Here is a 19,888-nt window from a genome sequence, read left to right as displayed (position 1 = left end):
CGGGAAACCGATTGGTTCTTTAAATTGAGTGGTGGGGCGTAGCGTATATACTGCGCCTCAATGTTTCACTCCTTCAGGAGAACAAAAGTGAAAGACTTACTTAAGTTTTTGAAACAACAAAATAAAAGCGAAGAGTTTGATTCAATTCGAATCGGCTTAGCGTCTCCAGACGTCGTTCGCTCATGGTCTTTTGGTGAAGTTAAAAAGCCAGAAACCATTAACTATCGTACGTTCAAGCCTGAGCGTGATGGTTTATTCTGTGCGCGTATTTTCGGCCCAGTTAAAGACTACGAGTGTTTGTGTGGTAAGTACAAACGCCTTAAGCACCGTGGTGTTATCTGTGAAAAATGTGGTGTTGAAGTTACCCTAACTAAAGTACGTCGTGAGCGTATGGGTCACATCGAATTGGCTAGCCCAGTTGCACACATTTGGTTCTTGAAATCACTACCGTCTCGTATTGGCTTAATGCTAGATATGACGTTACGTGATATTGAACGTGTTCTTTATTTTGAATCATATGCGGTTACTGAACCTGGCATGACGACTCTTGAAAAAGGTCAAATGTTGTCAGAAGAAGAATACCTAGATTCTTTAGAAGAGCATGGCGATGAATTTGAAGCGAAAATGGGTGCAGAAGCCGTTTTTGATCTTCTTAAAGACATCGACATCAATCAGCAATATGCAGAGATGAAAGAAGAATTACCAACGGTAACTTCTGAAACTAAGCGTAAGAAGCTGACTAAACGTCTTAAATTAATGGAAGCATTCTGTAATTCAGGTAACCGCCCAGAGTGGATGGTTATGACTGTATTACCAGTTCTTCCACCAGATCTTCGTCCTCTAGTACCACTAGATGGCGGTCGTTTTGCGACTTCAGATCTGAACGATTTATACCGTCGTGTAATTAACCGTAATAACCGTCTTAAGCGTCTATTAGACCTTGCTGCGCCTGACATTATCGTACGTAACGAAAAACGTATGCTACAGGAAGCGGTAGATGCGTTATTAGATAACGGTCGTCGTGGTCGTGCAATTACCGGTTCTAACAAACGTCCTCTTAAATCTTTAGCTGACATGATTAAAGGTAAGCAAGGTCGTTTCCGCCAGAACTTACTTGGTAAGCGTGTTGATTACTCTGGTCGTTCTGTAATTACCGTTGGTCCTACACTGAAACTTCATCAGTGTGGTCTACCTAAGAAAATGGCACTTGAGTTATTCAAGCCATTTATTTACGGAAAATTAGAACTTCGTGGCATGGCTACAACTATTAAAGCCGCGAAGAAAATGGTTGAACGTGAAGCTGCTGAAGTTTGGGATATCTTAGATGAAGTTATCCGTGAACACCCTGTAATGCTTAACCGTGCACCTACACTTCACAGACTTGGTATTCAAGCATTTGAACCAGTTCTAATTGAAGGTAAAGCTATCCAATTGCACCCATTAGTTTGTGCGGCATATAACGCCGACTTCGATGGTGACCAAATGGCGGTACACGTACCATTAACACTTGAAGCTCAGTTAGAAGCTCGCGCGTTAATGATGTCAACTAACAACATTCTATCTCCAGCGAATGGTGAGCCAATCATCGTTCCTTCACAGGACGTTGTATTAGGTATCTACTACATGACTCGTGACCGCGTAAATGCACGTGGCGAAGGTCAAGTATTTAAAGATACTAAAGAAGCTGAAAAAGCTTACCGTAGTGGTGTTGCTGATTTACATGCGCGCGTTAAAGTACGTATTAATGAAGTAACAATTGCTGAAGATGGTACTCGTACTTCACAATTAGTGATTAAAGATACAACAGTGGGCCGTGCAATATTATCTATGATTGCACCTGAAGGTTTCCCATTTGATCTGATGAACCAAGCAATTGGTAAAAAGCAAATCTCTATGTTGATCAATGAGTGTTACCGTCGTCTTGGTATCAAAGATACCGTGATGTTCGCTGACCAAATCATGTATACAGGCTTCCATTACGCGATGTTAGCGGGTAACTCTATCGGTATCGATGATATGGTTATTCCACAAGCGAAATACGACCTAATTGATGACGCTCAAGCTGAAGTTGCTGAGATTCAAGACCAGTTCCAACAAGGTCTAGTAACAGCGGGTGAGAAGTACAACAAAGTAATCGATATCTGGTCAACGGCCAACGAAAAAGTATCGAAAGCTATGATGGACAACTTATCTACTGAGAAAGTTATCAATCGTGACGGCGAAGAAGAAACAATGCCTTCGTTCAATAGCGTATTTATGATGGCCGACTCTGGTGCTCGTGGTAGTGCCGCTCAGATTCGTCAGCTAGCTGGTATGCGTGGTCTAATGGCTAAGCCAGATGGTTCAATCATCGAAACACCAATCACAGCGAACTTCCGTGAAGGTCTGAACGTACTACAGTACTTCATCTCTACTCACGGTGCGCGTAAAGGTTTGGCCGATACGGCACTTAAAACAGCGAACTCTGGTTACCTAACTCGACGTCTTGTTGATGTTGGCCAAGATTTGGTTATCAACGAGCATGACTGTGGTACGACTGAAGGTCTAACAATGAAGCCTCTAATTGAAGGCGGTGACGTTGTTGAACCATTACGTGAACGTGTATTAGGTCGTGTAACGCTAAATGATGTAACAGCACCTAACTCAGATGAAGTTTTAGTAGAAGCTGGCGTAATGCTTGACGAAAAACTATGTGATCTCATCGAAGAACACTCAGTTGATGAAGTTGAAGTACGTTCAATCATTACTTGTGATAATGACTTTGGTGTTTGTGCGGCATGTTATGGTCGTGACTTAGCACGTGGTCACTTGATTAACCAAGGTGAGGCAGTTGGTGTAATTGCAGCACAATCAATTGGTGAGCCAGGTACACAGCTTACGATGCGTACGTTCCATATCGGTGGTGCAGCATCACGAAACACAGCAGCGAACAGTGTTCAAGTTAAGAGCGATGGTACTATCCGTCTTCATAACGCTAAACACGTAACTAATGCAGATGGTAAGTTAGTTATTACTTCACGTTCTGCGGAAGTGACAGTAATTGATGACCATGGTCGTGAGCGTGAGCGTTATAAACTTCCTTATGGTGCAGTAATGACTATTGCTGACGGTGCGGAAGTTAAAGGTAACGATACTGTTGCTAACTGGGACCCGCATTCGCATCCAATCATCGTAGAACGTCCTGCTAAAGTTCAGTTCTCTGACGTTGAAGAAGCGAATACCGAAGTTCAAACTGATGAACTTACTGGTCTTACACGTACTGTTGTTAAAGATCTATCTCTTGCAAATGCTAAAGAACCTAAGTTAATTATCGACTCTGGTGATTCTGGTATGCAGGAAATTCGTCTACCTTCATTTACTACAATCGAAGCTAAAGACGGCTCAAACGTAGTTCCAGGTGACGTACTAGCGCGTATTCCTCAAGAAGGTTCAAAAACTCGTGATATTACGGGTGGTCTACCTCGAGTAGCCGACCTATTTGAAGCTCGTAAGCCTAAAGAGCCTGCAATCCTTGCTGAAATCAGCGGTGCAGTAAGCTTTGGTAAAGAGACTAAAGGTAAGAAACGTCTTGTTATCACTCCAGTAGAGGGTGATGCACACGAAGAGATGATTCCTAAGTGGCGTCAGCTTAATGTGTTTGAAGGTGAAACAGTTGAACGCGGTGAAGTTATTGCCGACGGTCCTGAGTCTCCACATGACATCTTACGTTTACGTGGTATTACAGCATTCTCTAACTTCATCGTTAATGAAGTACAGGAAGTTTACCGACTGCAAGGCGTTAAAATTAACGACAAGCACATCGAAGCTATCTGTCGTCAGATGTTACGTAAAGCAATTATTACTGATGCAGGTCAGTCTGAGTTCCTAGTTGGAGAGCAGGTTGAAGTATCTAAAGTGAAAATCGCTAACCGTAAGCTAGCTGCTGAAGGTAAAGATTTAGTTAAGTTCACTCGTGACTTACTAGGTATTACTAAAGCATCACTTGCAACTGAGTCATTTATCTCAGCCGCTTCTTTCCAAGAAACAACTCGTGTTCTTACAGAAGCTGCAGTAAGTGGTAAGCGTGACGATCTACGTGGTCTTAAAGAAAACGTAATCGTTGGTCGCTTAATTCCAGCAGGTACTGGTTTTAGCTATCATCAAGAAAAAGCAGCAGCTGCTGCTGCATTTGATGAAGTTGAAGAGTCGGTATCAATGGAAGATGCAGAGCAAGCTTTGGCTGACGCGTTAAACGCTGAATAACGAAGAAATAGTTCGTAAAGACAAAAACCCGCTTAATTGCGGGTTTTTATTTTTGGCTATTAAACTTTTACAGATTAGAAGAAGCCTAGCGGGTTAGTGTCGTAGCTCACTAATAAGTTTTTGGTTTGTTGATAATGCTCTAATGCCATTTTATGTGTCTCTCTGCCCACTCCGGATTTTTTATATCCACCGAATGCGGCATGAGCAGGATACATATGATAACAATTAGTCCAAACTCTACCGGCTTGAATGCCTCTGCCCATTTTAAATGCTTTATTTGTATCTCGTGTCCAAACACCAGCTCCTAAGCCAAATTCAGTTTGATTTGCTAAGGCTAAAGCTTCTTCATCATCCTTAAACTTAGACACAGAAATTACCGGACCAAAAATCTCTTCTTGGAAAATTCGCATATTATTATGGCCTTCGAGTAAAGTCGGTTGAATATAAAAACCGTTGCTTAAATCCTCAGCAGATTTTTCAACTTCACCACCGAGAAGTACTTTTGCACCTTCGTTTTTACCTATTTCAATATAAGATAGGATTTTTTCAAACTGCTCTTGAGAAGCCTGTGCACCAACCATAGTTTCTGTATCTAATGGGTCACCACGTTTTATGTCCAAACTACGCTGGATAACTTTCTCAATAAACTGGTCATAAATGTCTTCATGGACAAAAAGACGTGATGGACAAGTACAAACCTCGCCTTGGTTAAAGTAGGCAAGCACAGCGCCTTCGATACATTTACTCAAATAACTGTCTTCGTGATCCATAACATCCGCAAAAAACAGGTTAGGGGACTTGCCGCCCAACTCTACGGTAGAAGGAATGATATTTTCAGCGGCACATTTTAGAATATGAGAACCCACAGGAGTGGAGCCTGTAAAGGCGATTTTTGCGATTCGTTTATTGCGAGCCAATGCATCACCAGCTTCTGCGCCAAAGCCATTCACTATATTTAAAACACCAGCAGGTAACACGTCTTGTATTAACTCTAATAAAACGAGTATTGAAACTGGTGTTTGTTCAGCAGGTTTGAGTACAACACAATTACCAGCTGCTAGTGCAGGGCCAAGCTTCCAAGCTGCCATTAAAATAGGGAAGTTCCATGGAATAATTTGGCCTACAACACCTAGTGGTTCGTGAATATGATACGACATAGTATGCTCATCGAGCTCTGCTAAAGAACCTTCTTGTGCTCGTAAACAGCCAGCAAAATAGCGAAAGTGGTCAATTGCTAGCGGGATGTCAGCGGCTAAGGTTTCGCGAATTGCTTTGCCGTTGTCCCAAGTCTCTGCTACTGATAAAAGCTCTAGGTTCGCTTCCATAACGTCGGCTATTTTTAAAAGCTTATTAGAACGTTCTGCTGCTGCCGTTTTGCCCCACGCATCTTTTGCTTTGTGTGCAGCGTCTAGCGCTAGTTCTATATCCTTATGGTTTGACCGAGGTATTTTACAAAACGCTTTACCGTCGACTGGACTAACATTGTCAAAGTACACACCATCTACTGGTGCAACCCATTCCCCGCCGATAAAATTAGCATAAGTATCTTTGAAGGTGATGAGTGAACCATCTGTTCCGGGTTTTGAATAGATCATAATAAATACCTGTTAATATTTAGTTGCTTATTGTTTTATTTTTGTGCTTAATATTTGTAGTTTTTTTAGACAAAACACAGGTTACATTAGTTGTATTTTCAAATGAGTTCTTTGCTGCTAGTTCATTTCTGTTAACTGGCAGTCCGCAGGGAGACAGAATGATTAGCAATATAATAAAAAGAGAACCGAGAACATTAGTCGAAAACAAGATTAGCTTTGCCGCAGAGCACAGCGAATTAGGTATCTACGATACTTACCAAGTAGCTAAGAAAGTAGACTTACGCTCAGACCAGATTCTGTTCTGTGGAATGGTTACTGGCAAAAAGATAATGCATATTAACGGAGACAACATAGAATTCTCTCCACATGAGTCTTTTATATTGGCACCAAATCAACTCGTTAAAATTGATTTTCCTATAGCTAAGCTAGACTCACCCACAACATGTATTGCTATAGAGATTGCCTCGGAGCGAGTACAGCAAGTCTCTGATAACCTCAATAGCTGCGCGCCTATGTTGCAAGACTTTGGTGAGTGGCAATATAATCCAACCGCCTTGCACACTCACCATTCAGAGCAAACCCAACAATTGCTTACAAGAATAGTGTCGCTATATTCTGAAAATACACCAGACAGAGCATACCTTATTGACCTCGCTATTAATGAGCTCAGTGCACGCCTGTTAAGACAGCAGTCCCGTGACTTTATAATTGCACATAGTGCAAAAGATCCAGAAGCTAATCAGATTAATAGGGTAATACAATATATCTTGAGTCACTTGGCAGTGCCCATAGATATTGATCATTTATGTAAGATTGCAGTGATGGGAAGAACAAAGTTTTTTAATGTATTTAAAAATCACCTAGGTTGCACGCCAATTGCCTTTCAACAGCAAGAGCGTTTAAAACTCGCGGCCAAATTAATGGAAAGAGGCATGCAAATTACTGAAGCGGGTTTTGAAGTTGGTTTTTTAAACACGAGTCATTTCAGTAAAGCGTTTAAGTGTTTTTTTGGTCAATCACCTAAATTTTACCAAATGAGCAAGCTAAAACCGCAAATCATCAATTAGCCAGATACTGGCGATCATAGCTATAAATAAAGAATATCCAGTTATTTGAGCATGATACCGTCTTTTTACTTGATCCAGGACGCATTTGATTGACAGTTTAAAAACTGAACATTAGAATACGTCACCCCTAATTTTGGGGGAGGCGCAATAGTGCGCAAATGGGTAGTAACAACTAATCAGGAGCTTATTTAATGGCAACTATTAACCAGTTGGTACGTAAGCCTCGTCGCCAGAAGACAAAGCGTAATATGTCTGAAGCATTGGACGCATGTCCTCAAAGACGTGGTGTATGTACTCGTGTTTATACAACAACACCTAAGAAGCCGAACTCTGCACTACGTAAAGTAGCTCGTGTTCGTCTAACTAATGGTAACGAAGTAACATCTTACATCGGTGGTGAAGGTCATAACCTTCAAGAGCATAGTGTAATCTTAATCCGTGGTGGTCGTGTTAAAGACTTACCAGGTGTACGTTTCCACACCGTTCGTGGTGCACTTGACTGTGCCGGCGTAGCCGATCGTAAAGTAGGCCGTTCTAAATACGGTACGAAGAAGCCAAAATCATAACGGTTCTCCGTTAGTAAGGCCAAGCAAACTTAATTTATTAGTTTTGGGATTATCCTGAAGCAACCGGAGAATTTAAAATGCCAAGAAGAAGAGTCGTAGGTCAACGTAAAGTTCTTCCAGATCCTAAGTTCGGATCGGAATTACTGACCAAATTCATCAACGTAGTAATGTTAGATGGTAAAAAAGCTGTTGCTGAAAAAATCATCTACAACGCGTTAGATGTAGCTGCTGAAAAAACAGGTAAAGATCACCTTGTAGTTTTAGACGAAGCTCTAGACAACGTTCGCCCTACAGTCGAGGTTAAATCTCGTCGTGTTGGTGGTTCTACATACCAAGTTCCTGTAGAAGTTCGTCCAGTTCGTCGTAACACTCTAGCCATGCGTTGGTTAGTTGAAGCTGCCCGTAAACGAGGTGAGAAATCTATGGCGCTACGTCTAGCTCACGAAATTGCTGACGCGATTGATAACAAAGGTTCTGCTGTTAAGAAACGTGAAGACGTTCATAAAATGGCTGAAGCTAACAAAGCGTTCGCTCACTACCGTTGGTAGAAAACAAAATTATAATACAGGAACACAGAGGAATTTATGGCGCGTAAGACACCGATTGGACAATACCGAAATATCGGCATTGTGGCTCACGTTGATGCTGGTAAAACGACAACAACTGAGCGTGTACTCTTTTACACCGGTCTTTCTCATAAGATTGGTGAAGTACATGATGGTGCTGCGACTATGGATTGGATGGAGCAGGAGCAGGAACGTGGTATTACCATAACCTCTGCTGCTACCACTTGTTTTTGGCGTGGTATGGATGCTCAGTTTGATGAACACCGTATCAACATTATCGATACTCCGGGGCACGTAGACTTCACTATTGAAGTTGAACGTTCTTTGCGTGTACTTGATGGTGCTGTAGTAGTGTTATGTGGGTCTTCGGGCGTACAACCTCAGACAGAGACCGTATGGCGTCAAGCAGATAAATACCATGTCCCTCGTATGATTTTCGTCAATAAGATGGATCGTACAGGTGCAGACTTTTTATCAGTTGTAGAACAAGTTAAAGATCGCCTGGGGGCAACCCCTGTGCCAGTACAATTACCTATCGGCGCGGAAGAAAACTTCCGTGGTGTAGTTGATCTCTTCAAAATGAAAGCGATCAACTGGAACGAAGCTGACCAAGGTATGACCTTTACTTACGAAGATATTCCAGCTGACATGGTTAATGACGCTGAAGCATTCCGCCAAGAGATGATCGAAGCGGCTGCAGAAGCTAATGACGAGTTAATGGATAAGTATCTAGAAGGCGAAGAGTTAACTGAGCATGAAATCAAAGATGCGTTACGCCAACGTACTCTTGATAACGAAATTGTTCTTTGTGCGTGTGGCTCAGCGTTCAAAAACAAAGGTGTTCAAGCCGTTCTTGATATGGTTGTCGAATTTATGCCTTCGCCAACCGAAGTTCCTGCTATTACAGGTATCAATGAAGATGATTCAGAAGGTGAGCGTCCAGCGGACGATAACGCGCCATTTGCTGCGTTAGCATTTAAGATCGCCACTGACCCATTTGTTGGTACCTTAACGTTTTTCCGTGTCTATTCTGGCGTTGTTAAAACTGGTGACAGTGTATACAACCCAGTTAAAGGCAAAAAAGAACGTTTTGGGCGCATTGTTCAAATGCACTCAAACAACCGCGAAGAAATAAAAGAAGTTCACGCGGGTGACATAGCTGCTGCAGTAGGATTAAAACAAGTTATTACAGGCGACACATTATGTGATATTGATCACAAAATTACGCTAGAACGTATGGAGTTCCCTGATCCAGTTATATCTATAGCAGTAGAGCCAAAATCTAAGCCTGATCAAGAGAAAATGGGTGTTGCCCTAGGCAAACTGGCCGCAGAAGATCCTTCATTCCGTGTTGAGACTGATGAAGAATCTGGCCAAACTATTATCTCTGGAATGGGCGAACTTCATCTAGACATAATCGTCGACCGTATGCGTCGCGAGTTTAGTGTTGAATGTAATGTTGGTAAGCCTCAAGTTGCATACCGAGAGTGCATTACAGCACCTGTCCAAGTTGAAGGTAAATTTATACGACAGTCAGGTGGTCGTGGTCAGTATGGCCATGTCTGGCTGAAGCTAGAGCCTATTAGTATTGAAGGTGAAACTACTTATGAGTTTGCCGACGAGATTGTAGGCGGTACAGTTCCAAAAGAATATATTCCAGCTGTTGATAAAGGCATCCAAGAGCAAATGAAAAATGGTGTGCTTGCGGGCTATCCAATGCTTGGCGTTAAGGCAACGTTGTACGATGGATCATTCCATGATGTTGACTCTAACGAAATGGCGTTTAAAATTGCTGCATCAATGGCATTTAGGAATGGCGCTTTAGACGCTAAACCTAAGCTTCTTGAACCGATGATGAAAGTTGAAGTTATCACACCTGATGAATCTATGGGTGATGTAGTAGGTGACTTAAATCGACGTCGCGGTATGATTGAAGGAATGGATGAAGCTCCGGCAGGACTGAAAGCTATTAAAGCTCAAGTACCACTAGCGGAAATGTTTGGTTATGCCACTGACTTGCGTTCAGCAACTCAGGGGCGCGCTTCGTACTCTATGGAATTCCTAAAGTACGCGGAAGCGCCTAACAATGTTGCTGATACAATAATGTCAGCGAGAAATTAAATTTTATTATTAATATTTGGGTCTAAAATTAGATCACTTTAATTTAAGGAAACTTAAAAATGGCAAGAGAAAAGTTTGAACGTACTAAACCGCACGTTAACGTTGGTACAATCGGTCACGTTGACCACGGTAAAACAACTTTAACAGCTGCAATCTCTGCAGTACTTTCTAAGACATACGGTGGTGACGTTAGAGATTTCGCACAAATCGATAATGCTCCAGAAGAGCGTGAGCGTGGTATTACAATCAATACTTCTCACATCGAGTATGACACTCCAACTCGTCACTACGCACACGTAGACTGTCCAGGACACGCCGATTATGTTAAAAACATGATCACTGGTGCTGCACAGATGGACGGCGCGATCTTAGTTGTTGCTGCAACTGACGGCCCAATGCCTCAAACACGTGAGCACATCCTACTTTCACGTCAGGTTGGTGTACCTTACATCATCGTATTCATGAACAAATGTGACATGGTTGATGACGAAGAGTTACTAGAATTAGTAGAAATGGAAGTTCGTGAACTTCTTTCAGAATACGAATTCCCTGGTGACGACCTTCCACTAATCGCTGGTTCAGCTCTTAAAGCTCTTGAAGGCGAAGCAGAGTGGGAAGCGAAGATCATCGAACTAGCAGAAGCACTAGATACTTACATTCCAGAGCCAGAGCGTGACATCGATAAGCCATTCATCATGCCTATCGAAGACGTATTCTCAATCTCAGGTCGTGGTACAGTAGTAACAGGTCGTGTTGAGCAAGGTATCATTAACACAGGTGACTCAGTAGAAATCGTTGGTATCAAAGATACAACGACTACAACATGTACAGGTGTTGAAATGTTCCGTAAGCTTCTAGACGAAGGTCGTGCAGGTGAGAACATTGGTGCATTGTTACGTGGTACTAAGCGTGATGAAGTTGAACGTGGTCAAGTACTAGCGAAGCCTGGTTCAATCCAGCCGCACACTAAGTTCGAATCAGAAGTATACGTTTTATCAAAAGAAGAAGGTGGTCGTCATACTCCATTCTTCAAAGGTTACCGTCCACAGTTCTACTTCCGTACAACTGACGTAACTGGTGCAGTTGAGCTTCCAGAAGGCGTAGAAATGGTAATGCCTGGTGATAACATCAAGATGGTTGTTGAGCTAATCGCACCAATCGCGATGGACGAAGGTCTACGTTTCGCAATCCGTGAAGGTGGCCGTACAGTTGGTGCTGGTGTTGTAGCATCAATCGTAGCGTAATTCTGCGTTGTTAAGAGGTTGCAGTCAGCTGTAAACTGATTAACAAAAAAGATAAAAGAAAGGCTCCTGTTCTAACGAATGGGAGCCTTTTTTATTGTCTGCGTAAAACTAAAACTAAAACTAAAACTAAAACTAAAACTAAAACTAAAACTAAAACTAAAACTAAAACTAAAGTTTAACGATAATGACCAGGTTAGTGCTTATAACGTCGTGCTCGTATTTTATTATCGAGCCAATTTGCACTCTTTTTTAACATGACTTGGCATTTTCTAAGCCATACTCTCGCAATTTCGTATTCAAAACTTAAAATATACAGGCCAGGTATTAAGAGCAATAAAGACGGTCCAGGAACGACTATAAAAATCAGCCCTAGCAATACTAAAGTGCCGCCGACTAAATGAATGAATAATTGTTTCAGAATATTCATGGTAGACCCTTATTAGTTATCTAACGAAACTGGACCATTTATTTCTTTTATATATAGCTGACCACTACCTGCACCGTTAATTTCTAACCCTTTTGTATTTCTCACAGTAATATCGCCACTGCCATCTTCGATGTAGACAGTATTATCGATATTCTCAACGCGTAAATTTCCAGAGTTATCGATTATCTTAGTAAAACCTTTGACGTCAACAACACTAATAGAGCCAGAACCGTCATCAATGTCTACGCCGCCACTTACGCGACGAACTCCTAACTCACCAGAGCCATCTTTTATTTTTACGTCACCGGTTACATCTGCAACCTCGATAGAGCCAGAGCCATCGGATATTGTTAAATTTCCATTAATGTTAGTCGCTTCAATACCGCCTGAGCCGTCTTCAATCTTAACCACACCCGTTACATCGGACACTTTAATTTCACCAGAGCCATCATCAATCGTTAGTGAGTTATTCAAGTTTGCGACGCTAATCGATCCCGACCCATCGTCAATTTCTAAGGCCAATTTCTGTGGCATCGTGATTGTTAAGTTTATTTTTGAAGAGTTACCGTTTGTATTCCAAGACGATTGATTGGAATGTGCAATTAATTCAGCGCGCGTTCCCGACTTTGTTAAAGATAATTTGTAGTTATTCGCTTCATCGGTCCAGATATTCGCCATAACTTTTATGTCTTGTTGGCCATCTATGCCAACTATATCAATAGAACCAGCCCCATTATCGACAAACAATGAGTCTACTTCCGAAGTATTTAATATTAGCTCCTGGTTAAGCTCGATATCAGCTGCGTTGCTATGACCAACGTGGACTACGCATCCTGTTAACGTTGTACTGATAATGATAGCTGAAGCAATAGTTTTTAATTTCATTAGATTCCCTAGTTATTATTCTAATATATAGGTATTAGTAGCAATAAATGGCCCAAAGGTTTATTTTTATTTAAATCTATATAAAACAATGCTTTGGCATTTTTGAAAGTATGGTTTGATTTTTATGGGTGGCTCAATACGCTATTTATTAGGGTATTTGCTCAACATTTACAATAATCTAAATTATAGTAAGTAAAACATAATTTTAAGGCGCATTAATAATGAACGTAATAATTAAAGTTCTCGTAGCCATAGGCTTAGTATTTGTCATGTCCGGTTGTAGTACTTCCCCGACAGGGCGTAGTCAAATTACGATGTTTTCGGGCGAGAAAATGTCTGCAATGGGTTCAGAGTCTTTTGAACAAATGAAACAAGAAATACCTATTAGCCAAAATAAAAACCTAATTAAATTTGTTCAATGTGTCGCTGACCAAATTACACCAAACGTTAGCAAATCGGCACATTCAGGTGATTGGGAAGTGGTGTTATTTGAATCGGACCAAATTAACGCATTCGCCTTGCCTGGTGGTAAAATAGGTGTGTATACCGGTATTTTAGCAATAACGGAAAACCAAGATCAGTTAGCCGCCATTATGGGGCATGAAGTCGGCCACGTTATAGCCAATCACTCCAATGAGCGCTTATCTTCAAGCTCTGTTGCTCAAGGAACATTGCAGCTAACTGGGGTTTTATTGTCTGGGCAAGATCAACAAACTCAAGGTTTAGTAATGGCTGGATTGGGTGTGGGCCTACAATACGGCGTGTTAATGCCATACGGTCGTACTCATGAAAAAGAAGCCGATATTATTGGGCAAGAACTGATGGCTCAGTCTGGATTTAACCCGCAAGCGGCAATAAAACTTTGGAAAAATATGGCTAAAGTAAGCAGCGGCGCGCCACCTGAATTTTTGTCGACACATCCATCAAATGAAACAAGAATTAAAAAATTGACTGAACACTTAAAAGTAACTCAGCCAATGTTTTTAAACAGTACACAAAAGCCAATGTGCACAAAATAACTAACTAATCAAAGTAACCCAAAGCTACGTTATCGCTATTTTTTTAACACTATGCGATAACGGGCTTTTCCGCTCTCTAAATGTTCAATTGCATCGTTAATTTTATCGAAGTCAAAAAACTCTACTTGTGGCTTGATATCGTGCTGTAATGCAAAATCCAGCATCGACTTAATGGTAGATGGACTTCCGACTGGTGACGACGATATAGAACGTTGTTTTGCCATCAAACCGAAGACACTTACATCAAGAGGCTCTAATGTAGCGCCAACAAAGTGAAGGCGACCTTTTGGTTTTAAAGTCGAAATATAAAGATTCCAATCTAACTTAACGTTTACTGTTGATAGTATGTAATCAAATTTTCCAGCAGCTGCTTCAATTTCTTTTTCGCTACGGGAGTTGATAGTGTGATGTGCGCCGAGTTTCTTGGCTTCTTCAGTCTTACTTTCGCTTGACGTAAACGCAGTGACTTCGCAGCCCCATGCATTTAAAAATTGTAATGCGATGTGACCTAACCCGCCGATACCAATCACTGCGACTTTATCTGTCGGTTTTACATCAAATTGAACCATTGGGTTAAATACAGTAATGCCGCCGCAAAAAAGAGGTCCAGCGGTAGTAGCATCCATTCCTTCTGGTAACGCAATAACAGAAGCTTCGTTAGCCTTTACTTGATCTGCAAATCCGCCATGACGACCTACAATGGTCGACTCGGCTGTATCACACAGGTTATGATCGCCAGTACCACAGCTATTGCAAGCTTGGCAATAATCAGAGTGCCATCCTAAGCCAACCGTTTGGCCGACTTTGAGGGTTTTTACATTGTCGCCAATTGCACTTATTTTTCCTACAACTTCATGGCCCGCCACAAGAGGGTAAGAAGACATTCCCCACTCATTATTAATCATCGATAAATCTGAGTGACAAATTCCGCAGTACTCAACATCGATAAGAACGTCTTGTAATCCCAATTCGCCTAAATCAATGTCTACTTGTTTTAATTTTGCACCAGCACTTTCCGCTGCATAAGCCTTAGTCATATTACTTTCCTTTTAATTACAATTATTAACGTGGAGGTTTACGTTGCTAACTGTATTTTAGTTTCACAACACATATAAGAATAGAGGGCTATAGCTAAAAGGAAAGGCGCAGTTTAGTTAATATTCAGTTAAAACTGATAACGTGCACTAAAGTTAAAATGGCCGGTATTGTTCTCTCTATTTTTATTGTTGCCATAACCGGCTTCAAAGCGTAAGTGCCAACCCGGATTATTTAATCCAGAAAAGCTATAACCATAAAAAGCGGCTATACCTTGTGTTGTTTCATCGCCAAACGCCGACTGCAACGCGCAACCAAAAGAAGATGCAATACGCTCAATATAGTCTGTAGCCTCAGGAGAGTCGTCACATTTACTATCTTTAATGCCAACGGCTCCAACATAAGTACCGATAACATGATTTGTATTTTCGAAGGCGTGTTGATAACCAAAAGCAAAGCCGTCATCTAAACCAATCTTATAGTTTAAAAACAAATTTGAATTGTCATTAACCGTGTATGCGCCCTCTACGGTCACGAGGTATGGAAAGCCGGTTCCAACGGAAAAGTTTACGTCGTTCGCGCTGACTGCACTTGACCCGAAAATTGCGATAGCCATTACCGCTTTTAAGATTATTTTTTTCATTACATTATCCTTAATCATAAATCTATTGTATTGAAAATATTAAAGATAAATCGAATTTATTGCGAAATGTTTATTTTCTTTGATGTAACAAAATGTGCTTTATCTTTTTTAGCGATAACTTTAATCTGGTTATTTCAGGCGTATTAAATGCCGACCGTGATCTTTATCAAACCAGGCGTTTGTATTATTGATAAATTGTCGCATGACACACAAGAAAACATCAATGTAGCTGAAACAATGAAAAAGCAGCAAGAGGGACGTCCCAACTTGCCGCATCATTAAGTGAATCAGTTTCGAGCTTTAAGTTACAGTAATCTGAACGGACGCGTTAAGGACTAACCACGTTGCAGTCTACGTTGCCCTTTACGCTTCTTGTGTTTTAATTTTGCGACCATAGCCTGTTGATCTTCACTCAGCAGGCTGTGCACAGCCTTATGCAATTGAAGGCGTTTCACCTTCAGTTTCGCTTTAATTTGCGCTTGCTGATTTGCTACAGCCTCAAGTTCTTGAGTATTTAATACATCTTCTTTTGCTAACGTTTTCCATTGCTTTTTAAGTGAACCGAGTTGCTCTTTGTCTTTTGCAGTGGTCACTTTGGCCTGGTCATATAATGCCTGTATTTTTTCCTGCTGTTCTTCCGACAAGCCAAGTTTATTAACCGCTCTATCTGTCAATATCATTGGAGTGCGTTCTTGTTTCTCAATGTCATAACCTTGATGTTTACCAATAGCATGAGCTGGTTCTGAAATGGTAACGCTAGCCAACGCTAGAAACGCAGTTAAAGGTAATAGTAATTTAGTTTTCATAAGCACCTCGCTTTGTTAAGTTGAATTAATATTAGCGAGTGCAATGCAAATAAACGCCAAGACAATGCAAAGTAATGTAAAGATTAACGGTTAGTGTGATTTTTTGAATAAAATACCAACATAACGTTTAAAAAAGAGAATTATGTGAATAATAAGTCTGTATTAATAATCGATGACGATACTGAGTTAACTCAACTGCTATCTGATTACCTAATGAGTAATGATTTTACAGTTCAGTGCATACATGATGGCCAATCAGGACTAAATGTAGCGCTCACATCGTCTTTTGATCTTATATTGCTTGATGTGATGTTGCCATCTCTTAACGGTTTCGAAGTTTTACAGCAACTGCGTAAAACAAAATCAACTCCCGTTATTATGCTCACCGCTAAAGGTGAAGACTACGATCGTATTTATGGTTTGGAAGTCGGTGCAGATGATTATATTGCTAAACCATTTAATCACAGAGAACTATTAGCACGTGTAAAAGCCATGGTCCGCCGAGTAGATTTACTTACTCAACCGCAGAACAATCATACCGTTGTATTTGAAGACATAGAACTTTGTCTACAAAGTAGAACAGTGAAAGTAAACCAGAATACGATAACGTTAACAGGCACCGAATTTGAAATTTTAAACCTGCTACTAAAAGATCCACTTTCGATTATCAGCAAAGAAAAAATTAGCCAAGAAGTTCTTGGGCGACGCTTAGCCGCTTATGACCGTTCTATTGACATGCACGTGAGTAACCTACGAAAAAAAATCGGGCAATACTCCCATCATGAACGTATTCATACTATTAGAGGGTCAGGTTATATTATGGTCGGAGGTCAATAATGGGACGCTTAAATAGCCTGTTATTCAAAGTGTTTGCTTGGTTCTGGTGTTCAATTGCTGTAACAATTGTGATCTTATTAGTCATTAGCTCGGTTAGTTTTACAGACCTCGTATCTAAACCGTTAGACGATAGAAAAGCACGCTCAATACAAAAGTATGCATTATTTATTCAAGAGCGTTTTGCCGGGATTCCTTCTAGCGCTCAGTTAAAAAGACTGCTGCATCGCTCATCACGTAAGCGAGAACTATTTTTAAAAGGCCCAACGTCTGAATTGTCTGTGCTAAGCGCGCCACTGCCAGCGAACATAGATTTGAATTTGTTATCCGATCTAGATGATCTGACGCCGCAATACATATTTACCGAGTTTTATCACGCGATCGGTCCTGCAAAGCTAACCATCAACAATCAAACGTTTTACTTGTATGAAATAAGCCCCAAGCGGAATCCGCCGTTGTTAATCAAGTTTAGCTTAATGCCACTGTGGATAAAATTAACAGTACCAATACTAGTATCATTAGGACTCAGCTTTTTGTTTACTCGAAGCATTGTAAGGCCAATAAGAGCGTTACGTGAATCAGCAGATAAAATAGGTAAAGGGAATTTAAATAGTCGAGTTGAGGAAGAATACATTGGCAAAGATGAACTCGGGGAATTATCACGCGACTTTAATATCATGGCCGAGCAACTAGAAACATCGATGGGTGTGCAAAAGCGATTGCTCGCTGATATATCTCATGAGCTCCGTTCACCGTTAACACGCTTATCATTGGCAGCCGGATTAGCCAAAGAAACAAAGGGTGAAAAGCGAGAGAATTATCTTGCTCGCATTGAAAAAGAAGCTGAACAGCTTGATCAGATGATAGGCTCAGTATTAATGTTGTCACGCTTAGAGACCAAGCAGCAACACTTAGACCTTCAGTCAACTGTGTTATCAGATGTATTAAGCCCAATTTTGCAAGATGCAGAGTTTGAGGCTGAGATATTGGGTAAACAGATTCATATTCAAACCATTCCCAATATAACAATTACAATTGATCAAAATATTATATCCAGTGCAATTGAGAATATTCTTCGAAATGCTATTCGTTATGCCAATAAAACCATAGAAGTAAAAATTGAAGCGTTAGATGAAGAAGTTTGTATTGTTATTGATGATGATGGCCCAGGGATCCCCGACTATTTATTATCTAAAATAGCCGAACCTTTTTATCGCCATAGTGATGCAAGAGAGCGTAATAGTGGCGGAGCTGGACTAGGATTGGCAATTGCTAAAAAGGCCGTGTTAGCGCACTCAGGCTCTTTAAATCTGAAAAATAAGGACGCTGGTGGTTTAAGCGTAACAATGATCCTTTAAAATAGTCAGTTATCACTTTTGTGATCTTTGATTAGGGTAATCTACACCACGCTTGTTTATCAGAAAGAGCGCCTTATAATGCAGCGCAGCAGTCACAGTGGCCGCGTTGTATTATAAATAGAAAGACAGGGGACTGAGTTGTCGGATTCGTTAAACAGTAATGACGTGCAAAATAGTTTTTCAAGGAATACACGTACACTAAGCAAAAACGGAATTGTTTGGTTGATGATGTTTTTCATGATTTTGAATTTGTTGCCTGTTGATATTTATCTTCCCGCTGTTTTGTTAATTGCCAACGACTTAAATACCAGTGTTGATAATGTTCAACTCGGTATCTTCTTTTATTTAATTAGCATGGGAATAGGCCAACTTTTTTTAGGATCCTTGTCCGATAAATATGGCCGAAAACCCATCGCCCTTATTTCTTTATTAATTTATATAGCCGCTTCTATTTTGGCAACGGTCGCCACAAACTTGGAAACGTTAATCGCTAGTCGCCTTATTCAAGGGATTGGTGCATGTGGTTGTGCCGTAACTGCTTTGGCCGTGGTACGAGACTTATTTAATGAAGCTGAAAGTGCCAAAATCTATTCTATTTTAAATGGTGCGCAAAGTATTGTGCCGGCACTCGCGCCCTTATTAGGTGGATTCATATCAATTCAATTCGGATGGCGTTACTGCTTTGGTCTGCTGGTGGTATTAGGTATTGTTACCTTTATATTTAGTAAAGCTAAAATGACCGAAACCAATACTCATGTTTTAACGTCGAACTGCAATGAAAAGCAAGCTGATTCAAATAGTTGCAGTGAGCAAGTAAAAGCTCGAAGCAAGCCACAGTCAAAAAGTTTTTGGACCATTACATCTGATCCACGATTTATACCAAATGCCATTGCATCGATGGCGGCAATGGCGTTTATTGTTCAGTATGTCGTTAAGTCTCCGGTCTTGTTAATTGACAACTTAGGTCTCACGCCAACCGAGTTTTCCTTGGTATTTGGTAGTAACGCATTTTTAATTATGTTTGCTGCATTTTGTGCAACCAAACTGATTAGTAGAACGTCAGCAAAAGTAACCTGTTACATCGGCTTAGCCTTGATGATCCTGTCATCGGCTATGTTTTTTGTGATCCCAAACCCAGATACATTAACTCAGTATTTAGTATTTTTAAGCATTGGAAGCTTTGGTTTTTCTTTTAGCCTGGGAAGTTCGATTGGTATGGCTCTGGCACCGTTCCCAGAATGTGCCGGTAAAGCGTCGTCAGTGCTTGGTTTTTTACAATTTACTATAACGTCAATTGTTGGCATCGTTGTTGGGTACTTCTTTCCAAGTGGCGCCTTGTCTTTAGCGATAACAGTACCTGCTTTTGCAATGTTAAGTATAGTGTTCGCACTTATAAACAAACCGGCACAACCAGCGTGACCTATTCACCGTTAAATATTAAGGTAGCATTAGCAAAGTATTAATTTCACAAGTACCAATC

The 19,888-nt window shown here is 40.8% G+C and carries 17 protein-coding genes; 11 read left to right on the top strand and 6 right to left on the bottom strand.

The genetic code is table 11. The annotated features are described in order from the left end of the window. Positions 1–87 precede the first annotated feature (87 nt). Complete coding sequence (gene rpoC, locus J9318_RS00360; RefSeq protein ID WP_210560557.1) at positions 88–4,242, top strand: DNA-directed RNA polymerase subunit beta'; 4,155 nt, start codon at positions 88–90, stop codon at positions 4,240–4,242. 74 nt (positions 4,243–4,316) lie between these two features. On the opposite strand, the gene exaC is transcribed toward rpoC, so the two are convergent. Further along, the gene (gene exaC / locus J9318_RS00355) at positions 4,317–5,837 is read right to left on the bottom strand and encodes an acetaldehyde dehydrogenase ExaC (RefSeq protein ID WP_210560556.1); all 1,521 of its coding nucleotides are present in this window, start codon (positions 5,835–5,837) and stop codon (positions 4,317–4,319) included. A gap of 158 nt (positions 5,838–5,995) precedes the next feature. Here exaC and J9318_RS00350 point away from each other — a divergent pair, with 158 nt between their 5' ends. From J9318_RS00350 to tuf, 5 genes are all read left to right on the top strand, one after another. Next, a complete protein-coding gene (locus J9318_RS00350; protein WP_210560555.1) occupies positions 5,996–6,904 on the top strand; it encodes an AraC family transcriptional regulator N-terminal domain-containing protein in 909 nt (302 codons plus the stop codon). A 191-nt stretch (positions 6,905–7,095) separates the two neighbouring features. Continuing rightward, positions 7,096–7,470 (top strand): 30S ribosomal protein S12, encoded by a 375-nt coding sequence (gene rpsL, locus J9318_RS00345; RefSeq protein WP_155696585.1) that lies wholly within the window; start codon positions 7,096–7,098, stop codon positions 7,468–7,470. 77 nt (positions 7,471–7,547) lie between these two features. Further along, a complete protein-coding gene (gene rpsG / locus J9318_RS00340) occupies positions 7,548–8,018 on the top strand; it encodes a 30S ribosomal protein S7 (protein WP_210560554.1) in 471 nt (156 codons plus the stop codon). A gap of 36 nt (positions 8,019–8,054) precedes the next feature. Further along, positions 8,055–10,157, top strand: coding sequence for an elongation factor G (gene fusA, locus J9318_RS00335; RefSeq protein WP_210560553.1), 2,103 nt, complete (start codon positions 8,055–8,057; stop codon positions 10,155–10,157). 59 nt (positions 10,158–10,216) lie between these two features. Continuing rightward, the gene (gene tuf, locus J9318_RS00330; protein ID WP_210560552.1) at positions 10,217–11,401 is read left to right on the top strand and encodes an elongation factor Tu; all 1,185 of its coding nucleotides are present in this window, start codon (positions 10,217–10,219) and stop codon (positions 11,399–11,401) included. Between the two features lie 193 nt (positions 11,402–11,594). Here tuf and J9318_RS00325 read toward each other — a convergent pair whose 3' ends face one another. Then, entirely contained in the window at positions 11,595–11,828 is a 234-nt protein-coding gene (locus J9318_RS00325) for a PGPGW domain-containing protein (protein ID WP_244731757.1), read from the bottom strand. Between the two features lie 12 nt (positions 11,829–11,840). Next, entirely contained in the window at positions 11,841–12,713 is an 873-nt protein-coding gene (locus tag J9318_RS00320) for a DUF4097 family beta strand repeat-containing protein (RefSeq protein ID WP_210560551.1), read from the bottom strand. 221 nt (positions 12,714–12,934) lie between these two features. Between J9318_RS00320 and J9318_RS00315 the strand changes: the two genes are divergently transcribed. After that, positions 12,935–13,732, top strand: a complete 798-nt coding sequence (locus J9318_RS00315; RefSeq protein WP_210560550.1) for a M48 family metalloprotease — start codon at positions 12,935–12,937, stop codon at positions 13,730–13,732. A 35-nt stretch (positions 13,733–13,767) separates the two neighbouring features. On the opposite strand, the gene ahr is transcribed toward J9318_RS00315, so the two are convergent. Continuing rightward, positions 13,768–14,769: an NADPH-dependent aldehyde reductase Ahr gene (gene ahr / locus J9318_RS00310; protein ID WP_210560549.1), complete on the bottom strand. Its 1,002-nt coding sequence runs from the start codon at positions 14,767–14,769 to the stop codon at positions 13,768–13,770. A 128-nt stretch (positions 14,770–14,897) separates the two neighbouring features. Further along, entirely contained in the window at positions 14,898–15,410 is a 513-nt protein-coding gene (locus J9318_RS00305; protein WP_210560548.1) for a hypothetical protein, read from the bottom strand. Positions 15,411–15,557: 147 nt separating this feature from the next. Between J9318_RS00305 and J9318_RS14090 the strand changes: the two genes are divergently transcribed. Next, positions 15,558–15,692 (top strand): hypothetical protein, encoded by a 135-nt coding sequence (locus tag J9318_RS14090; protein ID WP_280518177.1) that lies wholly within the window; start codon positions 15,558–15,560, stop codon positions 15,690–15,692. Between the two features lie 53 nt (positions 15,693–15,745). Here J9318_RS14090 and J9318_RS00300 read toward each other — a convergent pair whose 3' ends face one another. Next, positions 15,746–16,216, bottom strand: a complete 471-nt coding sequence (locus J9318_RS00300; protein WP_210560547.1) for a Spy/CpxP family protein refolding chaperone — start codon at positions 16,214–16,216, stop codon at positions 15,746–15,748. Positions 16,217–16,429: 213 nt separating this feature from the next. Here J9318_RS00300 and J9318_RS00295 point away from each other — a divergent pair, with 213 nt between their 5' ends. The 3 genes from J9318_RS00295 to J9318_RS00285 all read left to right on the top strand — a co-directional run bounded on the left by J9318_RS00295 (position 16,430) and on the right by J9318_RS00285 (position 19,827). Next, positions 16,430–17,053 (top strand): response regulator transcription factor, encoded by a 624-nt coding sequence (locus J9318_RS00295; protein WP_244732104.1) that lies wholly within the window; start codon positions 16,430–16,432, stop codon positions 17,051–17,053. Next, complete coding sequence (locus tag J9318_RS00290; RefSeq protein WP_210560545.1) at positions 17,053–18,408, top strand: ATP-binding protein; 1,356 nt, start codon at positions 17,053–17,055, stop codon at positions 18,406–18,408. The genes J9318_RS00295 and J9318_RS00290 overlap by 1 nt, the downstream gene beginning before the upstream one ends. A 225-nt stretch (positions 18,409–18,633) precedes the next feature. After that, positions 18,634–19,827: a multidrug effflux MFS transporter gene (locus J9318_RS00285; RefSeq protein WP_244732101.1), complete on the top strand. Its 1,194-nt coding sequence runs from the start codon at positions 18,634–18,636 to the stop codon at positions 19,825–19,827. The last annotated feature ends 61 nt before the right edge of the window (positions 19,828–19,888 follow it).

This window comes from Psychrosphaera aestuarii, assembly GCF_017948405.1.
Lineage (GTDB): Bacteria > Pseudomonadota > Gammaproteobacteria > Enterobacterales > Alteromonadaceae > Psychrosphaera > Psychrosphaera aestuarii.
The sequence above is the reverse complement of the archived record's forward strand: the minus strand, read 5'-3'. Positions and strand labels throughout refer to the sequence as shown.

Coding starts and splice junctions, on each gene's coding strand:
- exaC (WP_210560556.1), bottom strand. CDS start 5,837: ATGATCTATTCAAAACCCGGAACAGATGGTTCACTCATCACCTTCAAA.
- J9318_RS00350 (WP_210560555.1), top strand. CDS start 5,996: ATGATTAGCAATATAATAAAAAGAGAACCGAGAACATTAGTCGAAAAC.
- rpsL (WP_155696585.1), top strand. CDS start 7,096: ATGGCAACTATTAACCAGTTGGTACGTAAGCCTCGTCGCCAGAAGACA.
- rpsG (WP_210560554.1), top strand. CDS start 7,548: ATGCCAAGAAGAAGAGTCGTAGGTCAACGTAAAGTTCTTCCAGATCCT.
- fusA (WP_210560553.1), top strand. CDS start 8,055: ATGGCGCGTAAGACACCGATTGGACAATACCGAAATATCGGCATTGTG.
- tuf (WP_210560552.1), top strand. CDS start 10,217: ATGGCAAGAGAAAAGTTTGAACGTACTAAACCGCACGTTAACGTTGGT.
- J9318_RS00325 (WP_244731757.1), bottom strand. CDS start 11,828: ATGAATATTCTGAAACAATTATTCATTCATTTAGTCGGCGGCACTTTA.
- J9318_RS00320 (WP_210560551.1), bottom strand. CDS start 12,713: ATGAAATTAAAAACTATTGCTTCAGCTATCATTATCAGTACAACGTTA.
- J9318_RS00315 (WP_210560550.1), top strand. CDS start 12,935: ATGAACGTAATAATTAAAGTTCTCGTAGCCATAGGCTTAGTATTTGTC.
- ahr (WP_210560549.1), bottom strand. CDS start 14,769: ATGACTAAGGCTTATGCAGCGGAAAGTGCTGGTGCAAAATTAAAACAA.
- J9318_RS00305 (WP_210560548.1), bottom strand. CDS start 15,410: ATGAAAAAAATAATCTTAAAAGCGGTAATGGCTATCGCAATTTTCGGG.
- J9318_RS14090 (WP_280518177.1), top strand. CDS start 15,558: ATGCCGACCGTGATCTTTATCAAACCAGGCGTTTGTATTATTGATAAA.
- J9318_RS00300 (WP_210560547.1), bottom strand. CDS start 16,216: ATGAAAACTAAATTACTATTACCTTTAACTGCGTTTCTAGCGTTGGCT.
- J9318_RS00295 (WP_244732104.1), top strand. CDS start 16,430: ATGAGTAATGATTTTACAGTTCAGTGCATACATGATGGCCAATCAGGA.
- J9318_RS00290 (WP_210560545.1), top strand. CDS start 17,053: ATGGGACGCTTAAATAGCCTGTTATTCAAAGTGTTTGCTTGGTTCTGG.
- J9318_RS00285 (WP_244732101.1), top strand. CDS start 18,634: ATGATGTTTTTCATGATTTTGAATTTGTTGCCTGTTGATATTTATCTT.